Here is a 22584-nt window from a genome sequence, read left to right as displayed (position 1 = left end):
GAAAGGGACGGCACCGGCCGGGCGCCGCCCCTTCCCATAAACGGGTCACCGCGGGGCCGAGTCGGTCCATTCCGTGCCGACCGTGGCGAACGACTCACGCCGCACGTCCGCGCGGTGGCCGTCGCGCAGGACGTTCCGCGCGACGCCGAGCAGCCACGGCAGCGCCGGGTCGGGGACGTCGGCGAGCCGCCGCCACGCGATGGCGAAGGTCTCGCTCACCACCTCGTCCGCGACCTGCCGCCCGGCGCGGCTGACGGCGAACGCCCACACGCGCTGGCGGCACTCGTCGTAGATCGCCGTGAAGCGCCGTTCATCGGGGGCCTCATCTGGCACCGGCTGCTCCTCTGTCCGTCCGGATGTCCACGTCACCAGGTAGTGGCCCGGGGAGCGCCATCGTTACGCGCGTGTTCGCGGGAAGACCGTGTCGAGGAAGTCCGCGATGAGCGGGGCGATCTCGGGAAGCCCGTCCTCCAGCGCGAAGTGGCCGGTGCCGAGGACGTGGACGTCGGCGTCGGGGAGGTCGCGCAGGTAGGCGCGGGCGCCGGGTTCGGGGAAGAACATGTCGTTCCGTCCCCACACGATGAGGGTGGGCGGGGTGTGCTCCCGCAGCCACGCCTGCCACTCCGGATACCGCTCGACGTTCGAGTGGTAGTCGAAGGCGAGGTCGATCTGGGGCCTGGTCCGGCCGGGCTGGTCGAGGAAGTGCTGGTCGAGCGTCCAGCCGTCGGGGGCGACGAGTTCGGGGTCGGCCGTCCCGCCCTCGTACTGGCCGCGTGTGGACGGCAGCGTCAGCAGGTCGCGGATCGTCTTCTCCGCGCCTTCCGTCTCCGGGCGCAACGCGATGAACTCGCGGGCGCCCTCCGAGAGCCCCTCCTCGTAGGCGTTGCCGTTCTGGACGACCAGGCCCGCGATCCACTCGGGATGCCGCAGGGCCAGCCGGAACCCGACCGGCGCCCCGAAGTCGAACACGTACATGGCGAAGCGGTCCAGGCCGAGGCCCTGGACGAACCCCTCCATGACGTCGGCGAGCCCGTCGAAGGTGTAGGCGAACGTCCCGCCGGTGGACGCGGGTTCCGGGACGTCGCTGTGCCCGAATCCCGGGTAGTCGGGGGCGATCAGCCGATAGCGCCCCCCGAGCACGTCGATCAGGCGCCGGAACTGGTGCGAGGCGGACGGGAAGCCGTGCAGCAGGAGCAGCACGGGCGCGTCGGGCGTCTCGGGCAGCGACTCGCGGTAGAAGACCCGGATCCCGTCGACGTCGATGTGGCGGTGTGCGGTGCGGGCGAGTACGGGGAACGTCATGTCACATGCCTCCAAGGCAGGAAGATGCATTAGTCCTAACCCGCGGCCACCTAATGTGTCAACACGGACAGGTAGCATTAGGGCCATGAACCAGCTCGTCCCGCTGACCGGTGAGCCGCCCGCGCTGGACCTGGTCAACACCCGCCCCGCCGGCGCCGACCTGATCTCCACACCGGACGGGCTCGCCGCCTGGCTGGCCCTCCAGGGCGACCGCGTACCGCAGCCGGAACCCGGAACGCTCACCGTGGACGACCTCGCGCCGGTCCACGCCGTCCGCGACCACGCCGCCGCCGCCATCGACCACGCACGCAAGGGCGAGCGGCCGCCCACCGCGTCCCTCGAGGGCCTCGCCGACGCCCAGCGGCGGGCGCCCGCGATCAAGCGGCCGGCCTGGGACGGAACGGCCGTCACCGCGACCGCCGACCGCACCGGCCCCTACGGCGTATGCCTCGCCGCGCACCTCGCCGAGGCGGCCGTCGCGCTCCTCACCGACCCCGCGATCGGCCGGATCCGGTCCTGCGAGGCCGCCGACTGCACGATGCTCTTCCTGCCTGCGCACCCCCGCCGCCGCTGGTGCTCGGCGGCCCGCTGCGGAAATCGCATGCGCGTCGCCCGCTACTACGAACGGCACAAGTAGGTTGACCGGACGAAAGGATCCGTTTCGGGCGATACACCGGAACCAGGGTGCACCACATCAGTCGAGTGCCCTTAACATTTGCTCGATGGCAAACAACCGCCCGTCTGCCATGCTCAATGGTCGTGCCAAGGGGGCTGATTCATGACCGCGATGCACAGTCGCGGCGCGGAGCGGCTCCTCGGCGTGGCCGGCTCCCCCCACCTGCTTCTCGTCGAGGACGACCCCGGCGACGCGTTCCTGTTCGAGGAACTGCTGGCCGAAGCCCAGCCCGGCGTGCGGATCACCGTCGCCACCACGCTCAGGGAGGCCCTCGACGCGCTGCGGCCCGACATCCAGTGCGTCATCGTCGACCTGTCGCTGCCGGACGCGCGGGGCCTCGACGCGCTGCGCCAGATGCACGCCCACGCGCCGTCCATCGCCGTCCTCGTGCTGACCGGTCTCGACGACGCCCACGTCGGCGTCGAGGCCGTCGCCGCCGGCGCCCAGGACTACCTCGTCAAACAGGACGTGGACAGTGCGCTGCTCACCCGGGCGATCAGCTATGCGATCGAGCGCAAGCGCGCCGACGAGTCCGAGCGGCAACTGGTGGAGGCGCGCGCGCTGAGCCGGGAGAACGCCCGCTTGGAGCGCGGGCTGCTGCCCGTCCCGATCCTCAAGGACACGACCCTGCGCCACCACACCCGGTACCGGCCGGGACGCGACCGGGCGCTGCTCGGCGGCGACTTCCACGACACCGTGGAGACCGAGGACGGCACCGTCCACGTGGTCATCGGCGACGTCAGCGGGCACGGCGCGGACGAGGCGTCCCTCGGGGTGCGGCTCCGCATGGCGTGGCGCACGCTCGTCCTCGCCGGGCACACCGGGCCGCGGCTCCTCGACACGCTCGACGCCGTCCTGGAACACGAGCGGTGGGGCGATGAGATCTTCACGACCGTGTGCATGCTGACCATCGCCCCCGACCGGCGCGGCGCCAAGCTGTACCGGGCCGGGCATCCGTGCCCGCTGTTCTTCGGCCCGGGCGGCGTCGAGCCGATCCCGGACGAGCCGCGCGGCCCCGCGCTCGGGCTGATCCCCGGCGCGGACTGGCCCGCGGTCGACCTCGACCTCGGCGACTCGTGGGGGCTGCTGCTCTACACCGACGGGCTGATCGAGGGGTACGCCGGCGACGACGGCGAGCACCTCGACCTGGCCGGCCTGGTGGAGCTGGCGACGACCGCGCACGGGGACGGCCAGCGCGGTGACGTGCTCGTCGACGGGCTCATCGCCGAAGCCGAGCGGCTGAACGGGGACGTCCTGTCCGACGACCTGGCCGTGCTCCTGCTGAGCCGGGGCGGCGGCTGATGACCGCGGACCGCCCCGGCCCGGACAAGCCTCCCGCGGGCCGATCTCCCGTGGGCCGATCTCCCGTGGGCGGATCCCGCGCGGGCGGGTCTTCCCCACTGCCCGCGGAGCCGCCGCCGGTCGTGGAGACCGGGCGGAAGCCGAGGATCGCCGGGCCGGCCGTCGTACTGCCGGCGGCGGATCTCCCGGAGGCGCACGGGATGAGCCGCATGCGGCTCGTCCAGATCTACCGTTGGGGTTCGGTCGTCCTCGGGCTGCTGCTTCTCCTCGCGTTCGCGCAGGCCGGGGCGGCGCTGCACGAGAACAACCAGGCGCGGGACGTCCTCGTCAACAAGGTCGACCCGGCGGCGCTGGAGCAGTTCCGGCTCTCGTCCGCGCTCACGACCCAGGACGGGGCCATCCGCGACTACGCGCTGGACGGCGGCCAGGAGCAGCTCACCGAGTACCGGGAGGCGGTCCGGCGGGAACGGACGTCCGCCGCCAGGATGCACGAACTTCTGGCGGACGTGCCGGGCAGCGGGGACGTCCTTCGTCTCCTGGACAAGGCGGTCGCGGATTCACGGGCATGGCGGACCGCGTTCGCCGACGACGTCGCGGCCGGGCCGGGCGCCCAGGGCCTCGGCCGTGTCGAGAGCCGGCAGGCACGGCAGCTGCTCAACCAGGCGCGGGGCGACATGTCCCCGCTGCAGGCCGGGATCACCCGGCTGCACGACCGGGCCGCCGACACGCTCCGTGCCCGCGCGAGGACGATGCTGTGGTCGACGGTCACCGCGCTGGCCCTGGTCGTGGCGGCCGCGCTCGCGCTCGCCGTGCTGATCCGCCGGACCGTGCTGACCCCGATGTCCTCGCTGACCGCACGGGTCCGCGCGGTGGCCCAGGGCGACTTCGCACATCCGCTGGACGTCCCCGGCCCGGCGGAGATCAACGAACTCGCGGTGATCATCGACGCGATGCGCGACCGGATCATCGACGAATGGCGGGCCACCGTCGAGAAGACCCGGCAGCTCGATGAGCAGACCGAGGAGCTGCGCCGCTCCAACTCCGAACTGGAGCAGTTCGCCTACGTCGCGAGCCACGACCTGCAGGAGCCGCTGCGCAAGGTGGCGAGCTTCTGCCAGATGATCGAACGCCGGTACGGCGACGAGCTGGACGAGCGGGGGCGGCAGTACATCGCGTTCGCCGTCGACGGCGCGAAGCGCATGCAGGCGCTCATCAACGACCTGCTGAGCTTCTCCCGGGTCGGCCGGATGTCGCGTCCGGAGGAATCGGTCGATCTGAACGAGGTCGTCCAGCAAGCCCTGGACAACGTCGCGGCCCTGCGGGAGGAGACCGGCGCCGAGGTCGACGTCGGGGACCTGCCGCGTGTGCGCGGCGACCGCACGCAGCTCACGCAACTCTTCCAGAACCTCCTCGGCAACGCGATCAAGTTCCGCCGCGAGGACGCGCCGCCCCGCGTCACCATCGACGTCCGGCGGACCGGGGACGAGTGGGAGTTCCGCTGCGCCGACAACGGCATCGGCATCGAGCCCCGCTACGCCGACCGGATCTTCCTGATCTTCCAGCGGCTCCATCCGCGCGAGGCGTACGCCGGTACCGGCATCGGCCTGGCCCTCTGCAAGAAGATCGTCGAGTTCCACGGCGGCCGGATCTGGCTCGGCCCCGGCACCGGCGACGGCGACGGCGACCCCGGCACCGTCTTCCACTGGACGCTGCCCGCCGACCCCGCACGAACACACGCGAAACCCGGCACGGACGCATAGCGATGACATCGCCGCGCCACACCCGAGACACCGAGCAAGGACACGCACATGCCTAACGGTCCGCACCCCATCGAGGTCCTGCTCGTCGAGGACGATCCCGGCGACGTCCTGCTGACCGTCGAGGCGTTCGAGCACAACAAGGTCAACAACACCCTGCACGTCGTCAACGACGGCGAGCAGGCCATGGCGTTCCTGCGCCGGGACGGCGAGTACGCGGACGTCCCGCGTCCCGACCTGGTACTTCTCGACCTCAACCTGCCGCGCAAGGACGGCCGGGAGGTGCTCCAGGAGATCAAGAACGACGAGGACCTGCGCCGCATCCCCGTGGTCGTGCTCACCACGTCCGAGGCCGACGAGGACATCCTGCGCAGCTACAACCTGCACGCCAACGCCTACGTCACCAAGCCGGTCGACTTCGAGCAGTTCATCTCCGTCGTCCGCCGGATCGACGACTTCTTCGTGACGGTGGTCAAGCTTCCGCGCTGACCGGCGGTTCACCGCGTCCGGCCCAGTCGATGCAGACGATCACCGCGTCGTCGGCCGGTTCGGTCTCCTCGTGGTAGGCGACGAAATGCCGGACCATGGTGCGGACGGCCTCCGGCGGCTCCTGCAGCCGGGTGGCGCGCAGGGCCTGGATCAGCGCGGACTCTCCATACGGCTCGCCCGCCGGCGACAAGGCGGTGTGCACCCCGTCGCTCACGATGACCAGGCGGTCGCCCGGCTCGGCGGCGAACTCCTCCGTCACGTACCGGGTGTCGCCGAACATCCCGAGCGGCATCTGCGCCTCGAACCCGACGCCGTCGGTCGCGCTCCCCCGCATGCGGAGAATCCTCGGCGAACCCGCGTCGGTCACCCTGACGCGCCCGGTGGCGAGCTCGAAGTCCAGCAGAAGCGTGTCCACGTGCCGTTCGCCGCGGTGCCGCGCGAAGACCGTCTGGTCGGCGAGCGCGGCCTGCTCGGCGATGCCCGCGCCGGACCGCCGCGCGTTGCGCAGCGCGCTGATCGCGAGGTGGGTGAGCGCCGCCGCGTCCGTCCCCGACCCCATCCCGTTGCTGACCGTCAGCGTCAGCCGCTCCCCGGACGCGGCCCAGTCGAAGTTGTCGCCCCACACCGCGTACGCGGGTTCGAGCTGCCCGGCGAGGTGGAACTCGGCGCCGTCGCAGGACAGGGCGGGCAGCAGGTCCCACTGCATCTCGGCCGCGAGGGTCAGCCGCGTCCGCCGCCGGATGCGGCGGAACAGGTCGGTGCCCTGGTCCGCGATCTTGATGGCGCGGGCGAGGACGGCGGCGAACTCCTCCAGCCAGGGCGGGGCACCGTCCGGGAGGCGGACGCTGAGCACGCCGAGGCGTTCGCCGTGCACGGTCAGGGGCACGTGGACGCGGCGGCCGCCGTCCTCGTCCTGCCGTTCCCGGACGGTCTGCCGTGAAGCGAACGCGCGTCCGGGGGCGGTGTTGTCGACCGGGACGTCCTCGTGCCCCGGGCCGGTCGGGACGAGGAACGCCTGCCGGTAGTCGATGAGCATGACTTCGGCGTCGACCCCGTTCGCGTACCGTCCGATGAGCCCGTTCGCGATGTCGATGAGCTCGTGCGGGGCAGCCGCCCAGATGCCCTGCGCGATGGCCTGGAACTCTTTGTCCGCTGGTTCGTCATGCATCGGCTTCCTCGCCTGGTAGGAGCGTGCGCCACCTGGAGAACTGGACGGCCCTGTGGCAGCTGCGGATGCCGTCGGCGACGTCGTATGTAACAGTGGAGGGCATGGTGGCCACGTCGGGTGAGGACGCCGCGGAGTCCGCGGCCGCGCTCGATGACGCGGCCTCCACCCTGATGAACGTCTGGTCGCGTGCGCACAGTGCCCCCGATGTACCCGTTCCGTCGACACAGTTGCGCGCGCTGTTCGTGGTGGAGCGCGGGCCGGTCAACGTCAGCCGGCTGGCGGAGGAGCTCGGCGCGCTGGTGTCCTCGGCGAGCCGGCTGTGCGACCGGCTGGAGGCGTCCGGGCTGCTGACCCGCGACTCCGGCCGGGACCGGCGCGAGGTCACGGTGCGGCTGAGCGCGGACGGGCAGGCGCTGCTCGACCGGGTCCGGCTGCGGCGGCGCGAGGACCTGGCCCGGGTGCTGGCGTCGATGCCGGCGCCCGCGCGGGCGGCGCTGCTGTGGGGGCTCGGCGAGTTCCATGAGGCGGCCTCGAAGCCGGGGGCCGACGGCGGTTCCTTTTCCATGCCCGCCTGATCCCCCTCCACGCCTGCCCGAACCGCCGCAATGATCCGGTTTGCCGGATAATCCGAGACTTGGCAGAATTTCTAGAAAGTCGGAGAATATCGCCATTTCCGCGAGCGACTCCGCGTCAATTTTCCGCCATTCTCGATGTGGGCGCCCCCTGTCCCGCTAATATCGCGCCTCATGGCGACCACAAATGTCCCGCGGCATTCCCGCCGCGCCGTCACCGCCGCCGGCCTGATCCCGGCGGCGGCCGCCGCGCTGCTGCTCGGCGGATGCGGCGGTGCGTCGCCCAGCGCGGCGGCGAAGGGCGGGGACGCGGCGGGCGGCGAGGCCGCGGCGTCCAAGGTCCCCGAGGCCACCACGTTCACCACCGTCTCCGGTGCCCCGAGGGACCCGGCGCCGGACGGCGCCACCGACGGCCTGGTCCTGCACCCGGCCAAACCGGTTCCGGTGCACGACCGGCCGGACGGGCGCCGCGTCGCCACCCTTCCCACCGAGCAGCTGGGCGGCCCCACCTGGGTCCCCGTGGTGGAAACCTCGGGCGGCTGGCGGCGGGTGCTCCTGCCGAGCCGTCCCAACCGGGCGAGCGGCTGGATCTCCGGTGCGGGGCCGCTGCGGACCGCGCACACGTCCTACGCCATCCGCGTCGACCTCGCCGAACGTCAGCTCACGCTGCTCAAGTCCGCGCGGCAGGTCGGCCGGTGGAAGGTCGCGATCGGCGGCGCGAACACCCCGACACCGTCCGGGCGGACGTTCCTCATGGCCACGCTCGCCCGGAAGAAGACGTCGCCGAGCCCGATCGTCCTGCCGCTCGGCACCCACTCGGCCACCCTCGACACCTTCGGCGGCGGTCCCGGCACCGTCGCCCTGCACGGCTGGCCCGACGCCTCCGTGTTCGGCAAGGCCGTCACGCACGGCTGCGTTCGGGTGCCGGAGGACGCGCTCGACGCCCTGTCACGGGTCCCGCTCGGGTCCCTGGTGTTCATCAACGGCTGACCTGCCGGACACGCCTCAGATCCCAAGAATCGGAGAACCATCATGCGTTACAGCACTGCCGTCGGACGGCTCACCGCCACCGGACTGCTCGCCACCGGACTGCTGGCCCCCGTCACGGCCACCGCCGCGACCACGGCCCTCGCCGCCGCCCCGCACGGCTCCGAAGGCTCCGCGTACGGGCTGACGGTCGCCGGACCGGTCTCCGTCCCACCGGTGCCCGCCGTCTCGTCCACCACCGGCGAGGTCAGCAAGAGCCTGCTGCGCGAGAACCACACCAAGCTCGTCCAGGCGTCCGCGCTGGACGTCACCGCGTCCGCCGCCCGTGCCCGCTCGACCGTCGCGCGGGTCGCCGTCCCGGCCGCGAAGCTCATGGCCAGCGCGGTCTCCGCGCGATGCGACGGCGGCCGGGGCTCGGCCCACCTCGCCCGCGCCGTCATCGCCGGCAAGCGCCTGGACGCCTCGCCGCCGCCCAACACCACCGTCCCCGTCGACATCGAAGGCCTCGGCCGCGCCTCGCTGATCCTCAACAAGCAGCAGCGCATGGCCGACGGCCGGCTCGGCGTCACCGCGATGGAACTCCAGGTGCCACTGCCCGGCAAGCCCGCGACGGTCAGGATCGCGTCCGCCACCTGCGGCCAGGCCGGCCCGTCCGAGACCCCGTCCGAGGCGCCCGCCCCGACGCCGGTCGAGCACGACCTTCCGGTCACCGGCTGACGAACGTCCTCGACGCGGCGGCCCGGCGGGTACCCCCTCCGGGCCGTCGCCGTCAGCTCGCCAGCGACTTCTCGAAATGCACGATCGCGCCCTCACGGTGGACGCGATCGGCGATGTGCAGTTCCTCCGTGAACGCCCGCATGAGCTGAAGTCCCCGCCCGTGCTCGGCCAGCGGCGCGGTCACGGCGCTCTCCCACCCGCCGGCCCCGTCGGCCTCGTCGCCGGCCACCGCGACGCCGACGCCGTTCGCCGCGCCCCCGTCGATGACCTCCACGACGCATCTCGCCCCGTCCATCCGCGCCCGGACCTCATATTCCATTCCGTTCTCGGCGTGCTGGATGACGTTCGCGCACGCCTCACCCAGAGCGAGCGCGATATCGGCACGGATCTCGGAGGCGACCCCGAGCCCGCGCAGCGAGGCATCGAGCGTGTGCCGTACCAGCGGAGCGCTCTCGGCGTTCCTCGGCAGGGTCATTTCGAGAACGACCTCCATGCCAATCGCCTCCGTTCCTCTAGCAGCCAGATTTCCCGCTGATCTTCAGAAGAAACTCAAGCCACCAGAAAAACACGGGCCACCGGGACGCCCTTTCACCGCGACTTCCGCGTCCGCCCGCTTGCTCACCGGGCCTACTCGTCCGCGCGCCCGGCGAGCCGCCGCGCCGCCGCGATCTGCTCCTCGTCCAGCCCCTGGTGGTCACTGCGCCGATGCTGCTCGGCCTGGTCGTCGATCCACCGGCCGTGCGCCTCCCACGCGGCCTGCTTGCTGACCCCGAGCGCCGCCCCGATCTGCGTCCACGACGCCCCGGCCGACCGCGCCGACCGCACCGCGAGCTGCCGCCCGTACACCGCCTTCCGCGCGATCACCTCCCCGAGCGCGAGCATCTCCAGCACCTCCTCCCGCCGGAGCGGCTCCTCCCCGACCGCGTCCCGCAGCCACAGCTCGTCGTACCGCCCCGCCGCAGTCGTCAGCGTGATGTCCCGTTCGATTCCATCCGGAGTGACCATGCCCCAAGTCTCAACATCGTGGACCTCGGACGTCAAGCCACCCTGACGTCAATGACGCGTTCTTGACCTTGGACGCCGGACCGGCCCACCGGGTGAGCTGGGACGCGAGTCGGCCTGGCCTCAGGTCATCTTGTGGAGGATGCGGCGGGCCGTGCTCTGGATGTGGACCTCGTCCGGGCCGTCGTAGAGGCGGGCTTCGCGGGCGTGGCGGTACATCCGGGAGAGGGGCGTGTCGTCGGTCAGGCCCGCGGCGCCGTGGACCTGGATGGCGCGGTCGACGACGTTGTGCAGCATCCGGGCGCCGGCGACCTTGATGGTTCCGATCTCGATGCGTGCCTGGTCGCCCGCGTCGATCCGCTCGGCGGCCTGGAGGGTCAGCAGCCGGGACGCCTGGATCTCGGTGTAGGAGTCGAAGACGTGCTGCTGCATGAGCTGCTTGGCGGCGAGTGGCTCACCGAAGGCGACGCGGGTGCCGAGGCGGGCGCACATGAGCTCGAATGCCCGCTGCGCCTGGCCGAGCCAGCGCATGCAGTGGAAGATCCGTCCGGGGCCGAGGCGGTCCTGGGCGATGACGAAGCCGTCGCCGCGCGGGCCGAGCAGGTTCTCGGCGGGGACGCGCACGTCGTCGTAGGCGACCTCGTAGTGCCCGCCGTTCATGCCGAGGACGGGCGTCTCCCGGACGATGCGGTAACCGGGCGTGTCCGTCGGCACGACGATCATGCTGAAGGAGCGGTGCGGGGCCGTCCCCTCGGGCTCGGTGCGGCACATGACGGTGGTGTAGGCGGCGTTCGCCGCGCCCGTCGTGAACCATTTGCGGCCGCTGATGACCCAGTGGTCGCCGTCCAGGACGGCCTTCGTCTGCAGCTGGGTCGGGTCGGAGCCGGCGAAGTCGGGTTCGGTCATCGCGAAGCTCGGCCACACCTCGCCCGCGACCAGCGGCGCCAGGTAGCGCTCACGCCAGCTCGGACTCGCGTACTTGTGCAGCATGAGCGAGTCCTGGAGGGTGAACGTGCCGAGGGCGAGCTGGCCCCATTCGGAGCGTCCCTGCACCTCGTTGACGTAGACGTAGTCGAGAAAGGGCAGGCCCCCGCCGCCGAGTTCGGCGGGGTGGCCGAGCGCCCAGAGGCCGGCGTCCTTGGCCTCCCGCTGAAGCTCCCCGAGTTTCTCGCGGTCGCCGCCGCTGAGGGCGGGTTCGGCGGGCTCAACGCGTTCGGTCATGAACGCGTGGACGGCGTCGCGGACGTCCCGGACCCGGTCCGGCACGGGGAACAGCATCAGCGGTCCCCGGTCAGGTCGGCGGAGATGTCGCGGTCGCCGTAGCCCTCGGGCGCCGCGACCTCGACGATCGGCTCCGGACGGTCGTCGAACTCCAGCCGCAGCGCCCGCGACATCGTCGCGTGCATGTCGTACATGCAGGTGATGTAGGTGAGCTGGAGGATCTCCTTGTCGGACAGGTGCTCCTTGAGGACGTCGAAGACCGCGTCGGCCACCCGGCCGCCGTCCAGGACGAGCCCGTCGGTGTAGGCGAGGACGGCGCGTTCCAGCGGCGAGTAGCAGTCGGCCGTCTGCCAGTGCGGGATCGCCTCGATCTTCTCCTCGGCCATGCCGAGCGCCCGCATCTGCTTGCAGTGCTGCGAGAAGACGAACTGACTCCCGCGCGCCCACCCGGCCCGGCATTGGCCGAGTTCGCGGAGGACGGGGTCCAGTTCGGCGTTCCGGTACAGCGCGAAGCCCTTGACGGCGTGCCGGAACACGTCCGGGGACTGCGCGAAGACCGTCCACCAGTCACCGGGCGAGCCGGTCGCGGTGCCGTGGTCGACGGCCGGGTCGCGGTCGGGGCCGAACAGACGGTCGTAGAAGAAGAGGATCTGTTCGTCGGTGACCTCGGCGCGGGGAACTTCACGCAGTCGCGGCATGCTTCTCCTTGGCAATGGTGCGGTCGGCGGCGGTCTTGGGCTCGTGGGAGACGTCGGAGTCGCCGAACGTGCGCGTCCAGCAGGCGAATTCGAGGAGGATCCCGTCCGGGTCCTGGAAGTAGAACGACCGGACGAACACGCCCTCGTTCACGTCGCGGGAGACGCCGAACTCGCTGTCGTCGTGGTTCAGGACCGGGCTGACCTTGACGCCCTTCTCCTTCAGCCGGCGGCGGTAGTCGTCGAACTTGTCGGTCGGGACGTGGAACGCGACATGGTTCATCGACCCGACCGCGCTGATCAGCTCGCCCTCCTCGGGGCGGCCCTTCGGCGCGGAGATCCCGGGGACGCCGTCGGGGGCGTCGGGGAACCAGAAGAACGCGACGCAGTCGCCGCCGCCGCAGTCGAAGAAGAAGTGCTGGCCCATGCCGGCCGGCAGGTCCAGGGTCTTGATGAGCGGCATGCCGAGGACGCCGGAGTAGAAGTCGATGGTGCGCTTCATGTCGGACGACACCAGCGCCAGGTGGTTGATGCCACCGAGCTCGAACTCGGTGTTCCCGCCGGTCATGAGACCTCCCTATGGACGAGGCGAAGATCGTGTTCAGGACCTTGCCCGCGACGCCGCGCGGTCACCCATCACGGTTCCCAGAGTTGACTTGACAGTCATATCAATTTATTCGGATGCTCGGATACTCTGCCTGCGAACGTCGGTCTGTCAACCCGGGCGAAAGGATCCACGGCCATGCGGAGCGGGGATGATCCAGGAGGTCAGCAGGGGCCGCGCACCGAGCGCGGCGCCCGGACCCGGGAACGCGTCATCGCCGCCGCGCGGGAAGTGTTCGAGGAGCGCGGCTTCCTCGAGACCCGCGTCGCGCACATCACCCGGCACGCCAAGGTGGCCTACGGCTCCTTCTACACCTACTTCCCGTCCAAGGAGGCGGTGTTCCTGGAGGTCGCGGACCGGCTCTTCCAGGACATGATCGACCGCGACCTCGTCCCGGTCACCGGCCCGTCCCCCGCCGCGCGCATCCGCCGCGTCAACCGCGCCTACTACGAGGCGTACCGGCGCAACGCGAGGATGATGGCGATCATCGAGCAGGTCGCCACGTTCAACGTGGAGTTCCAGGAGATGCGCCGCAAGCACCGTGCCGTGTCCTGGAGCCGCTCCGCCAAGGCCATCGAACGCTGGCAGAGCGCCGGGATCGTCCCGTCCGACGTCGACCCGGAGATGACCGCCCGCGCGCTCGCCGCGATGGTCGACCACTCGCTGTACCTGTGGCTCGTCCAGGGCGACGAGGACGCCCACACGGACCGCCTCCTGGACACCCTCGACACCCTCAGCATCCGTGCCCTCGGCCTGCCGACCTGACCCCGCCGCCTCGCCCCTGCCGCCTTGCCCCCGCCGACCTCAAGGGAGACTCGTGGAACTCGCCGACCGTTTCAACGTCGAAGACACCCTGCGGGCCCGCGCATGACCGGGCTGGACGCCGCGCTCGCCGCACGCCTCGGCGCGGCCGTGTCGGATCTGGTCCGCCTGTCGGGCGGGGCGAGCCGCGAAACCTGGTCGTTCGACGCGGACGGCCGCCCGCTGATCCTGCGCCGCGACCCGCCCGCGTCCCCCGACGCCGAGGCGATGGCCCGCGAGGCCGCCCTCCTGGCCTCCGCCGCGTCCGCGGGCGTCCCCGTCCCCCACCTGGTCGACCACGGCCCCGACCTGGACGGCTCCCCCTACCTGATCATGGAACGCCTGTCCGGCGAGACGATCCCACGCCGCCTGCTCCGGGACGAGCGCCTCGCACCCGTCCGGGGCCGCCTCGCCCGCGACCTCGGCGCCATCCTCGCCCGGCTCCACACGATGTCACCCGTCCCGGGCCTGCCCGACGACGACCCGCTCACCGCGCTCACCGCCTACTACGAGGAGTTCGACGAACCGCGTCCCGCCGTCGAACTGGCCTTGCGGTGGCTGCACGAGAACCGCCCGCCCGCGTCCGGCCGCCGCACGGTCGTCCACGGCGACTTCCGCAACGGCAACCTGATGATCGACCCGTCCGGCGTGACCGGCGTCCTGGACTGGGAACTCGCCCACACCGGCGACCCGGCCGAAGACCTCGGCTGGCTGTGCGTGAAGGCGTGGCGCTTCGGCTCCCCTCACCCCGTCGGCGGCTTCGGCCCCCGCGAAGACCTCCTGGACGGCTACGCCGCCGCCGGCGGCACCCCGCCGACCCCTGAGGAACTCCACTGGTGGGAGGTCTACGGCACCCTCCGCTGGACGATCCTGTGCCGCCACCAGGCCGAGCGCTACCTCAGCGGCACCGACCTGTCCATCGAGTACGCCGTCCTGGGCCGGAAGGTCTGCGAACAGGAACACGACCTCTTCCTGGCGTTGGGCCTCACCGAACCGATGACCGTCCAAGACCCGCTGAAAACGGCCCCCACCCCGGACAACGCGCCCCATGACCGCCCTGGCGCGTCCACCCTCATAGACGCCGTCGCCGCGTTCCTGATCCAGGCCGAGCAGCCCGACGACCGCCTCCGCTTCCACGCCCGCGTGGCCGCGGCGGCCCTCGGCATAGCCCGCCGGGAACTCCTCCTGGGCGAAACCCACAAGGCCGCGCACCTCGACCGCCTGCGGAAGCTGGACTGCGAAACCGACGCCGACCTGGCCACGGCCATCCGCGAAGCCACCCTGGACGACCGGCGGGACGAAGTCGTGGCCGCGGTACGCGCCTCGATCATCGACAAACTCACCGTCGCCAACCCCGCCCACCTCTCCCTACCCGGCTAAGCTCCGTGGACGGCCGGACAGTCAAGTTCACTATCGAATGACGAACTTGGAAAGGCGTCGACTCGGCCCCGTCCGCGCTGACTATGCACGCACCTCGGTGAAGGGGTAGCCGATGGTGTCGAGTGTTTCGGTCAGGGAGGCGAGGTCGGTGTGCGGGTTGATGCGCCGGACGAGGTCGGTGGTCAGGGGGCGGTGTTCGAAGACCTCCCCGACGGCGGCGGAGTCGAGGGAGACCTCGAAGTAGTCGGTGGCGTAGGCGCGGTAGGCCTCCGGAGTGCCCTCGGCCAGGAGGCCGAACAGCCAGTCTGATCCGTCGGGGTCTGTGCTCTGCTCCTGCGGTGGGAACTCGATGTCTCCGGTTCGCCAGGCCGAATCGTCATGCAGGCGCCACAGGCAGACCGTGGCCGCCAGGAACGGTTCGGTGTCCCCGTGATGGCAGAAGGCCGGTTCGGTGGCCTGCTCGGCGAACTGCTCCGGGATCGACTCGACCAGGCCGGGCCAGAGCTCGTAGTCCTCGTCGGCGTAAGGGCTCATCGGGGACTCGTGGTCGAACCCGCGGATGAAGGCGCCGGCGGGGGTGAAGACGATCGAGTACTCGTCGCCGCTGCCGTTGTCCATCGAGGCGAGTTCCTGGTGTCCGGCCCACCGGCTGTCGAAGGTGTAGGTGGCGTGGCCGTTCGGGCTCAGGATCGCGTCCAGGACGGCGAAGGACCGGCTCAGCGTCCGGACGGCCGCGATGGAGGGGAGCCGGTGGGCGAGATCTGTGGCGGTCATGGCCGCATTCAAGCAGTCGCGACCGACGAACGGCCTCGTGATCGGTTCGCCGGCCTGTGACCGGCGCGATCTGGACAGGACGGTTCATCGTTCGGGCGGCGAACCAAAAGGTGGTTTGGTGCATCTATTCCTTTGACACCGTGTTCAACAGGAGGAGGGTACTTTGCTCCGTTCCGTCCCGGTTCTGGCCGTTCTCGTGGTCGCGGGTGCGCTGACGCTCAGCGGATGCCAGAGCAACTCGTACTCGTGCAGCAATGGCGAGTGTCACGTGACCGTGTCCGGTGCCGGTCAGACTCTCGATATCAACGACACGAACGTGACGGTCACAGAGATCACCGACCGGGGAATGACGGTGTCGGCGGGCGGTTCGGCGCCGACCGAGATCCCCGTGGGGCAGAGCGCCGAGGTCGGGGGCGTCCAGATCAGGGTCACATCGTCGGACGGGCAGAAGGTCAAGTTCGACCTGAAGTGATGATCCGGTGATAGTCCGGCGGCGGCCAGGGGGAGGGCCGCCGCCGGATTCGTTTGCTTGATGTGCCCAGGGGCCTCTTTTCGCGGGGGGCGATCATTCCCCTCCCTGCCTGACCAGGTGATTCGTGCCGTGTGAGGGGTTTGTGAGCGGGGGGCGGCAGCCTCGGGGCATGAGTTACGCGTTTCAGGCCGATGGCCTGGTCAAACGATTCGGGAAGACGACCGCGCTCGCGGGGGTGGAACTGGCCGCGCGGCCGGGGACGGTACTCGGCGTCCTCGGGCCCAATGGCGCCGGGAAAACGACTGCGGTCCGGGTCCTGGCGACGCTGCTGCGGCCCGATGCGGGAAGGGCCGAAGTGTGCGGCCTGGACGTGGTCCGGGACGCGGCCAAGGTACGGGAACTGATCGGGCTGACGGGGCAGTACGCGTCGGTCGACGAGGACCTCACCGCGACGGAGAACCTCGTCCTCATCGCGCGGCTGCTCGACATGCGCAAGACGGAGGCGCAGGCCCGGGCGGCGGATCTGCTGGAGCGGTTCGAGCTGACCGGGGACGCCGGGCGCCGCGTCTCCACCTACTCCGGCGGGATGCGGCGCCGGCTCGACCTGGCCGCGAGCATGATCGGCAGACCCGCCGTGATCTTCCTGGACGAGCCGACGACCGGCCTCGATCCGGGCAAGCGGGAGGAGGCGTGGCGGCTGATCCGGTCGATGACCGACGGCGGCGGGACTGTCCTGCTGACCACGCAGTACCTGGAGGAGGCGGACGCGCTCGCCGACGAGATCACCGTCATCGACCGGGGGACGGTCATCGCGGCCGGCACGCCCGCCGAGCTGAAGCGGATCGCGGGCGGCCAGACGATCACGGTGCGGCCGCGTGACCCGGCGCGGCTCATCGAAGTCGCCGCGATCTTGAACGCGGTGTCGGGACGGGAGGCCGAGTCGCTGCGCAGGGACGTGATCAGCGTGCCGGTCACCGGGGACGGGGAGCACGTGTTCGCCGAGGCCGTCCGGCGCCTGGACGCCGCCGGAATCGGCGCCACGGAGCTGTCGCTCCGGCTGCCCAGCCTCGACGAGGTGTTCTTCACCCTGACCGGCCACCGCACGGAAGAAGAGGAGGCGGCGGCATGAGCGACATCGTTCTCGAATCCGGCCTGGCCGTGCGGGATGAGGCACGTCCGAGGCGCCGTCACCGGCTGGTGCGGCACAGCCTCCTGCTCGCGGGACGGAGCCTGACCAAGACCAGGCGCAACCCCGGGCTGCTCCTCGACGCGCTGTTCATGCCGATCATCTTCCTGCTGCTGTTCGTGTACCTGTTCGGCGGCGCGGTGTCCGGGTCCACGCAGGAGTACCTGCGCTACATCTTCCCCGGCGTGCTGGTGATGACCATGCTGCTGGTGGGGATGCTGTCCACCGGGCTCAGCATCAACACCGACGTCAAGAAGGGCGTGTTCGACCGGTTCCGCAGCCTGCCGATCGGACGTTCCGTGCCGCTCGTCGGCAACGTGCTCGGCGACCTGATCCGCTACGTCGTCGCGGCGGCCGTGCTGTTCGCCACGGGCTACGTGCTGGGTTTCCGGGTGGAGACCGACCCGCTGTCGGCGGTGGCGGCGGCCGCGCTGGCGACGGCGCTGGGCTTCTCGCTGGGCTGGATCAACGTCCTCATCGGGGTCCTGATCAAGGAGGAGGTCGTCGTGCAGACGGTGGCGTTCCTCGGGATCTTCCCGCTGGCGTTCGGCACGAACATGGTCGTCCCGGCGGACACGCTGCCGGGGTGGCTGCAGGCGTGGGTCGAGGTCAACCCGGTCAGCGACGCCGTGGACGCGTCGCGGGGACTGCTGACCGGCGGCCCGGTCGCCGATCCGGCGGCGATGACGCTGCTGTGGTCGGCGGTGTTCCTCGTCGTGTTCTGCCCCCTGGCCGTGTACACCTACCGGCGCCGGAGCTGATCGTCCAGCAGGGCGAGCGCGCCGGGGACGTCCAGTCGTCCGCCGCGGGCATGGGCGGCCCGGTAGGCGTGCTCGCCCAGCGCCCGGCTCAGCGGCCGGGTCACGAGCACGACGTCGGGGTTGTGCGCGTTGGGTGCGCCGCGCAGGACGGACACGGCGCCGAGGATCTCCGCCGCGGTCTCCGGGTCGGCGGCGGCCCGCAACCGGGCGATCGCGTAGCCGGCGACGGCCGCGATCGGGATGTCGGGCGCGTCGACGGCGAGGGTGAGGGCGTTGCGCAGGTGCCGCCGCGCCGCGTCCGGGTCGTCGCGGTCGATCGCCATCTGCCCCCGCGCCGTCTCCAGCAGCGAGCGGTACTGCGGATAGGACGGGACGCGGTCGAGTTCACGGCCGGCGGCCGCGTAGTGCTCAAGCGCCTCGTCCACGGAACCGGCGTGGCGGGCGAGGTCGCCCAGGGCGAGCCGCACGGACACCAGGTGGCGGGACGGGGTGCCGGCCCCCGGGACGATCATCGCGGCGAGTTCGTCCCGCGCCCGCTGCACGTCGCCCAACCGGGCGCGGGTCACCGCGAGCATGACCCGCTGCATGACGGCGCCATTGTCCTGGCCCAGTTCGCGCAGCAGCTCGATCGATTCCTCCAGCGCGGCGACGGCCTCGCCGAACTCTCCCCTGACGGTCCGCCCCTCGGCCATGAAGACGAGCGCGAGTGAGAGGCCGACCCGTTCCCCGGCTTCGCGGAATCCGGCCTGGGCGACGGCGATGTCGGCGTAGGCCTCGTCCATTTCGCCGCTGTTGCCGTTGAGCATCGCCCGCATCAGATGCAGCATCGCCCTCGTCCACGGGTCGCGCTCGGGCAACCGGCGATCGATCGCCGCCACACCACGCGCGGTGTCGTCGGTGAGCAGCGCGATGGCGGGATCGATCAACGCGGCGAGAGGATGCGCCGAGTCCCGGCCCTTCTCGCCGATGAACGGGTCGTCACGCGCGCCGCCGCCGGCCATGACGGTGTTGAACAGGTAACCGCCCAGCGCGACCGCCTCCGCGTCCTCCGGGACGGGTTCCGGGCGCGGTGCCTCCAGCGCGAGCCGCAGCCTGCGGGCCGCCTCGGCGTGGTCGCCCAGGATCATCCAGAACGTGGCCAGCGCCGCACCCAGGCGGACGGCCGACCCGCCGTCGCCCGCCTCCACGGCGTGGTGCAGCGCGGCGACGAGGTTGTCGCGTTCCGCCGCGAGGAGGAAGAACCACTCCGGCTGCTCGGGGCGGCGGAGATGCGGCTCGGCCCGTTCCGCGAGGTCCAGGAAGCACGCGAGGTGCGCTGCGCGGACCTCGCCGGTCTCCCCCGCCTCGGCCAGCCGCTCCCTCCCGTACTCGCGGATCGTCTCCAGCATCCGGAACCTCGGCTCGGCACCTTCGACGACCTGGAGCAGCGACCGGTCGGCGAGGGAGTCCAGGACGTCGAGGGCGTCCGGGTGGCCGGTCACGCGGGCGGCGCTCTCCGGGGTGATCGTGCCGGGGAACACCGACAGCCGGGCGGCGAACCGGCGTTCGGTGTCGTCCAGCAGGTTGAAGCTCCACGCGACGACGGCGCGCAGCGTCCGGTGCCGGGACAGGGCCGCACGGTTTCCGCCGGTCAGCAGGCGGAACCGGTCGTCGAGGCGGGCGGCCAGCTGGTCCAGCGACATCGAACGCATCCGGGCCGCGGCCAGTTCGATCGCCAGCGGCAGGCCGTCCAGGCGGCGGCAGATCTCGCCGATCGTCGCGACGTTGTCCCCGGTGACCGTGAACCCGGGCCGGACGACCTGGGCGCGTTCGGCGAACAGCTCGACCGACGAGGACGCCATACCGGACTCGCCCTCCTCGGGGACGTCCAGCGGCGGCACCGGGCACAGCGCCTCACCGCCGACGCCGAGACGTTCCCGGCTCGTCGCGAGGACGCGCAGGCTGGGGCAGGTGCCGAGCAGGTCGTCCACCAGGCGGGCCGCCGCCTCCACGACGTGCTCGCAGTTGTCCAGGACGATCAGCGTGTCGTCGGCGGACAGCGCCTCGACGAGTTTGGTGCCGTCCCGCAGGCCGAGCACGTCCGCCACGGCCCGGGGCACCTCTTCGGGATCATCGACCGCCGCGAGCTCCACCAGCCACACCCCGCCTGGGAACCGCCCGGCCAGCTCCGCCCCGACCGTGGTCGCGAGCCGCGTCTTTCCCGACCCCCCGGCCCCGACGAGCGAGACGAGCCGCCCTTCCCAGAGCCGCCGCGCGATCCACGCGCGCTCGTCCTCCCGGCCGACGAAGCTGGTCGGCGGCACCCGCAGATTCCCACGCGCCCGCTGCCGGGGGACGGCCCGCAGCACGGCCAGGTAGGCGTCCTGCAGCTCGCGCCCCGGATCGGTGCCCAGCTCCTCCGCCAGGACGCCCCTGAACTCCTCGAACAGCGCCAGCGCCTCGGCGGACCGCCCCGCCCGGTGCAGCGCCTCGACCTGCAGGGCGCGCACCCGCTCACGCAACGGATGCGACGTCGCCAACTCTTCCAGCTCCGCCACCAGGGGTCCCGGCTCGGCGCCGACGGCGAGCTCGGCGGACACCCGGTCCTCGATCGCCGACACCCGCAGCGCCTCCAGCCGGACGGCCGCCGCGTCCGCGAACGGCACACCGGCCGCATCCGCCAGGGCGTCCCCGCGCCAAAGGCGGAGGGCTTCCCGCAACTGCGAGACCGCGAGCTTCGCGTCCCCCGCCCTCAGCGTCCTGCCGCCGTCCCTGGCGAGCCGCTCGAACTCCGAGGCGTCGACGGCCTCGGCGTCCAAGGCGTAGCCCCCGGGTACCGACGTCAACCGTCCCGCAGGCAGGCACCGCCGCAACCGCGAAACGAGCGCCTGCAACGCATGCACCCGATCCCCCGGCCCGCCGTCCGGCCAGACCGCCTCAACGAGGGCGTCGACGGTGACCGTCCGCCCCGCCTCCAGCGCCAGCCTGATCAGCAGCACCCGCAACCGTGCCCCGCCGACCACGACGTCCTCACCCCGGTCCGTCACGACCAACGGCCCAAGGACCTCAACCCGCATACGTACATAGTGTCAGCGGCGGCACAGGAGTTCGGTGACGCGGACGAACCCGTCCTTCCCGTGCCCCATGCCGATGACCCGGCGAGCCAGGCCCTCGGCGGCTCGCATGACACCGGCGTCTATCCCGGCCCGTGGGCCTCCGAGGTGTGGATGATGTGGAGCTAGAGAGCGTGAAGGGGCGGGAACGATGACGAACTTTCCCAAGTGGAGCGATGTGCGAGCCGATGTCGTTGCGGGCGCCGGTGGCGAGCAGGGTGTGGCCGAGGCCCGCAGGCGCAATCAGGCGTACATCGATGGGCACCGGCTCGCGGAGCGGCGCAAGGCCATCGGCCTGTCGCAAAGCGAGGTGGCCGACCGGATGGGTGTGACCAAGAGCCGCGTGTCCCAGATCGAGCGGGGCGAGGTCTCCACCGTCGACGCCGTTGCCCGCTACGTCGAGGCCCTCGGCGGCCTACCTGTCATCGGCAGAGTTCGGGCGGTTCACGATCGTGCTTTCGACTGATCACACGCAGTCCCAGTAGAAGCGCCCCTCGCACGCGTCAGGGCTCACAAACGCGTAGCCGGTGCCACCGCCGAAGTTCAGCGCGTACGGCTCGCCGTCCCATCCCTCCATGCCGTGGATCTGGAAGAAGAATCGCCATGGCGACGGCACCTCTATCCGGGGTTGCCAGAAGTTGGGCCTGCCTCCGATGTAACTGCGCGGCGAGAAGACCTCGGTATCCGGAAGATCAATGAATTCGCCGCGACGTTCGGCTTCCCATTGGGCGATCTCTTCTTCCAGCACCCATTCCTCGGCCGGATCCAGCAGGGACGTCGCGATGAGCAGCTCGACCGGCACGTGTTCGTCCCAACTCGCGCCGCGCCGCCATAGCGAGGGACCGGCCTCCGCGTCGGTGACGGTCAGGAACTCGGGGATCCGGCCACCGGGCTGGACAAGCAGTGCGTTCTCCCCGCCCTCGGCCTTAAAAGAGGACACGGTGCCGTCGTTATCGGTGACGAACAGGTAGGCCATCCGCTTCTCAACACCCGGGACCGGGAACTGGCCGACGAACATCATGGGGGTGCCGTACGCGGCGGACAACGGCCAGTGGCAACCGTCCGACCACACCGGTTGCCCACCCAGTTTCGCAAGCGGATCGCGGATCGGCGACGCCGCGGGCCGGAAGGTCATCTGCAGGCGTGGTGAAAGCCATGCGTCACCCGGACCAGAGGCGTCGTGGAACTGTTGCCGCAAGCCCGCTTCCCCGTTTCCGCCCACTGTTCCGTCCCCCAGAGCATTCGACGAGAGTCGGCAACTCTACCTGCCGGTGAACGCACGCGGTTCTCAACAGGTGCTCGCCGCGAAACGGAACACCGCGCTCAAGAGGAGCCCGAAATTGCGACGGCGCCGGCGGACGGAGCGCCGAGACGGGGTGGCCCAACTACCGTCCGGCCTGCGAGTGGCCGGTCCAGGACGGCACATCGCCTGGGGACGCGGCGCGAGAGCGGCGCGGAGTTGGCGAGCCAGGTCGTCGGCGGTCCTGGCTTCGACAAGCCGGTCGGGAAGCAGCGCCCAAAGCGAGCCGCTGTAAGCATTCAGGCCGTTCACGGGCTGTGCTGCTGGTTGGGCCGTGTGCGACCGTCCGTCATGTTGATCATTGAGGGTGGGCGTGGTGTGATCAT

General features: G+C 71.2%; 25 protein-coding genes. 13 read left to right on the top strand and 12 right to left on the bottom strand.

Translation table 11 applies throughout. The features are described 5' to 3' along the window. Positions 1-45 precede the first annotated feature (45 nt). Together ACGFK0_RS30685 and ACGFK0_RS30680 are read right to left on the bottom strand one after the other, a co-directional pair. Entirely contained in the window at positions 46-333 is a 288-nt protein-coding gene (locus tag ACGFK0_RS30685) for an RNA polymerase sigma factor (protein WP_392911135.1), read from the bottom strand. Positions 334-396: 63 nt separating this feature from the next. Next, a complete protein-coding gene (locus ACGFK0_RS30680) occupies positions 397-1302 on the bottom strand; it encodes an alpha/beta fold hydrolase (RefSeq protein ID WP_392911133.1) in 906 nt (301 codons plus the stop codon). An 85-nt stretch (positions 1303-1387) separates the two neighbouring features. Between ACGFK0_RS30680 and ACGFK0_RS30675 the strand changes: the two genes are divergently transcribed. The 4 genes from ACGFK0_RS30675 to ACGFK0_RS30660 all read left to right on the top strand — a co-directional run bounded on the left by ACGFK0_RS30675 (position 1388) and on the right by ACGFK0_RS30660 (position 5526). After that, a complete protein-coding gene (locus ACGFK0_RS30675; RefSeq protein WP_392911130.1) occupies positions 1388-1939 on the top strand; it encodes a CGNR zinc finger domain-containing protein in 552 nt (183 codons plus the stop codon). 141 nt (positions 1940-2080) lie between these two features. After that, positions 2081-3280 (top strand): PP2C family protein-serine/threonine phosphatase, encoded by a 1200-nt coding sequence (locus tag ACGFK0_RS30670; protein ID WP_392911127.1) that lies wholly within the window; start codon positions 2081-2083, stop codon positions 3278-3280. 122 nt (positions 3281-3402) lie between these two features. After that, a complete protein-coding gene (locus ACGFK0_RS30665; protein ID WP_392911121.1) occupies positions 3403-5040 on the top strand; it encodes an ATP-binding protein in 1638 nt (545 codons plus the stop codon). Between the two features lie 48 nt (positions 5041-5088). After that, positions 5089-5526, top strand: coding sequence for a response regulator (locus ACGFK0_RS30660; protein WP_392911118.1), 438 nt, complete (start codon positions 5089-5091; stop codon positions 5524-5526). On the opposite strand, the gene ACGFK0_RS30655 is transcribed toward ACGFK0_RS30660, so the two are convergent. Next, a complete protein-coding gene (locus tag ACGFK0_RS30655; protein ID WP_392911116.1) occupies positions 5510-6694 on the bottom strand; it encodes a PP2C family protein-serine/threonine phosphatase in 1185 nt (394 codons plus the stop codon). The genes ACGFK0_RS30660 and ACGFK0_RS30655 overlap by 17 nt on opposite strands. 23 nt (positions 6695-6717) lie before the next feature. On the opposite strand from ACGFK0_RS30655, the gene ACGFK0_RS30650 reads away from it, so the two are divergent. From ACGFK0_RS30650 to ACGFK0_RS30640, 3 genes are all read left to right on the top strand, one after another. Then, positions 6718-7269 carry a MarR family winged helix-turn-helix transcriptional regulator gene (locus ACGFK0_RS30650; protein WP_392911114.1) on the top strand — a complete coding sequence of 184 codons (552 nt, stop codon included), beginning with the start codon at positions 6718-6720 and terminating at the stop codon, positions 7267-7269. A gap of 171 nt (positions 7270-7440) precedes the next feature. Further along, complete coding sequence (locus tag ACGFK0_RS30645; RefSeq protein ID WP_392911112.1) at positions 7441-8256, top strand: L,D-transpeptidase; 816 nt, start codon at positions 7441-7443, stop codon at positions 8254-8256. Between the two features lie 42 nt (positions 8257-8298). Beyond that, positions 8299-8970 (top strand): choice-of-anchor P family protein, encoded by a 672-nt coding sequence (locus ACGFK0_RS30640; protein WP_392911110.1) that lies wholly within the window; start codon positions 8299-8301, stop codon positions 8968-8970. Between the two features lie 52 nt (positions 8971-9022). Here ACGFK0_RS30640 and ACGFK0_RS30635 read toward each other — a convergent pair whose 3' ends face one another. The 5 genes from ACGFK0_RS30635 to ACGFK0_RS30615 all read right to left on the bottom strand — a co-directional run bounded on the left by ACGFK0_RS30635 (position 9023) and on the right by ACGFK0_RS30615 (position 12456). Continuing rightward, positions 9023-9463 carry an ATP-binding protein gene (locus tag ACGFK0_RS30635; protein WP_392911107.1) on the bottom strand — a complete coding sequence of 147 codons (441 nt, stop codon included), beginning with the start codon at positions 9461-9463 and terminating at the stop codon, positions 9023-9025. A gap of 134 nt (positions 9464-9597) precedes the next feature. Continuing rightward, on the bottom strand, positions 9598-9975 hold the full coding sequence (locus ACGFK0_RS30630; protein ID WP_392911105.1) for a hypothetical protein: 378 nt from the start codon (positions 9973-9975) through the stop codon (positions 9598-9600). A gap of 120 nt (positions 9976-10095) precedes the next feature. Next, positions 10096-11250, bottom strand: coding sequence for an acyl-CoA dehydrogenase family protein (locus ACGFK0_RS30625; protein ID WP_392911103.1), 1155 nt, complete (start codon positions 11248-11250; stop codon positions 10096-10098). Further along, positions 11250-11891 carry a carboxymuconolactone decarboxylase family protein gene (locus ACGFK0_RS30620; RefSeq protein WP_392911101.1) on the bottom strand — a complete coding sequence of 214 codons (642 nt, stop codon included), beginning with the start codon at positions 11889-11891 and terminating at the stop codon, positions 11250-11252. The genes ACGFK0_RS30625 and ACGFK0_RS30620 overlap by 1 nt, the downstream gene beginning before the upstream one ends. Further along, entirely contained in the window at positions 11875-12456 is a 582-nt protein-coding gene (locus tag ACGFK0_RS30615; protein WP_392911099.1) for a VOC family protein, read from the bottom strand. The genes ACGFK0_RS30620 and ACGFK0_RS30615 overlap by 17 nt, the downstream gene beginning before the upstream one ends. 174 nt (positions 12457-12630) lie before the next feature. Here ACGFK0_RS30615 and ACGFK0_RS30610 point away from each other — a divergent pair, with 174 nt between their 5' ends. Then, the gene (locus ACGFK0_RS30610; RefSeq protein WP_392911097.1) at positions 12631-13257 is read left to right on the top strand and encodes a TetR/AcrR family transcriptional regulator; all 627 of its coding nucleotides are present in this window, start codon (positions 12631-12633) and stop codon (positions 13255-13257) included. Between the two features lie 102 nt (positions 13258-13359). Then, positions 13360-14673, top strand: a complete 1314-nt coding sequence (locus ACGFK0_RS30605; protein WP_392911095.1) for a phosphotransferase family protein — start codon at positions 13360-13362, stop codon at positions 14671-14673. 81 nt (positions 14674-14754) lie between these two features. Here the strand turns inward: ACGFK0_RS30605 and ACGFK0_RS30600 are convergent, their stop codons facing one another. Then, a complete protein-coding gene (locus tag ACGFK0_RS30600; RefSeq protein ID WP_392911093.1) occupies positions 14755-15447 on the bottom strand; it encodes a hypothetical protein in 693 nt (230 codons plus the stop codon). A gap of 163 nt (positions 15448-15610) precedes the next feature. Between ACGFK0_RS30600 and ACGFK0_RS30595 the strand changes: the two genes are divergently transcribed. From ACGFK0_RS30595 to ACGFK0_RS30585, 3 genes are all read left to right on the top strand, one after another. Then, a complete protein-coding gene (locus ACGFK0_RS30595; RefSeq protein WP_392911091.1) occupies positions 15611-15919 on the top strand; it encodes a hypothetical protein in 309 nt (102 codons plus the stop codon). 169 nt (positions 15920-16088) lie between these two features. Further along, positions 16089-17048 carry an ATP-binding cassette domain-containing protein gene (locus ACGFK0_RS30590; RefSeq protein WP_392911089.1) on the top strand — a complete coding sequence of 320 codons (960 nt, stop codon included), beginning with the start codon at positions 16089-16091 and terminating at the stop codon, positions 17046-17048. Then, complete coding sequence (locus ACGFK0_RS30585; RefSeq protein ID WP_392911087.1) at positions 17045-17866, top strand: ABC transporter permease; 822 nt, start codon at positions 17045-17047, stop codon at positions 17864-17866. The genes ACGFK0_RS30590 and ACGFK0_RS30585 overlap by 4 nt, the downstream gene beginning before the upstream one ends. Here the strand turns inward: ACGFK0_RS30585 and ACGFK0_RS30580 are convergent. Beyond that, positions 17848-20922 carry a BTAD domain-containing putative transcriptional regulator gene (locus ACGFK0_RS30580; protein WP_392911084.1) on the bottom strand — a complete coding sequence of 1025 codons (3075 nt, stop codon included), beginning with the start codon at positions 20920-20922 and terminating at the stop codon, positions 17848-17850. The genes ACGFK0_RS30585 and ACGFK0_RS30580 overlap by 19 nt on opposite strands. Positions 20923-20934: 12 nt before the next feature. Then, a complete protein-coding gene (locus tag ACGFK0_RS30575) occupies positions 20935-21030 on the bottom strand; it encodes a hypothetical protein (protein WP_392911082.1) in 96 nt (31 codons plus the stop codon). A gap of 79 nt (positions 21031-21109) precedes the next feature. Between ACGFK0_RS30575 and ACGFK0_RS30570 the strand changes: the two genes are divergently transcribed. After that, a complete protein-coding gene (locus ACGFK0_RS30570) occupies positions 21110-21424 on the top strand; it encodes a helix-turn-helix domain-containing protein (protein ID WP_392911080.1) in 315 nt (104 codons plus the stop codon). On the opposite strand, the gene ACGFK0_RS30565 is transcribed toward ACGFK0_RS30570, so the two are convergent. Then, positions 21425-22156, bottom strand: a complete 732-nt coding sequence (locus ACGFK0_RS30565; RefSeq protein WP_392911078.1) for a hypothetical protein — start codon at positions 22154-22156, stop codon at positions 21425-21427. Between the last annotated feature and the right edge of the window lie 428 nt (positions 22157-22584).

The sequence above is a fragment of the Spirillospora sp. NPDC048823 genome, from assembly GCF_043198445.1.
Classification (GTDB): Bacteria; Actinomycetota; Actinomycetes; order Streptosporangiales; family Streptosporangiaceae; genus Spirillospora.
This window is presented reverse-complemented; position numbering and strand designations above follow the sequence as displayed.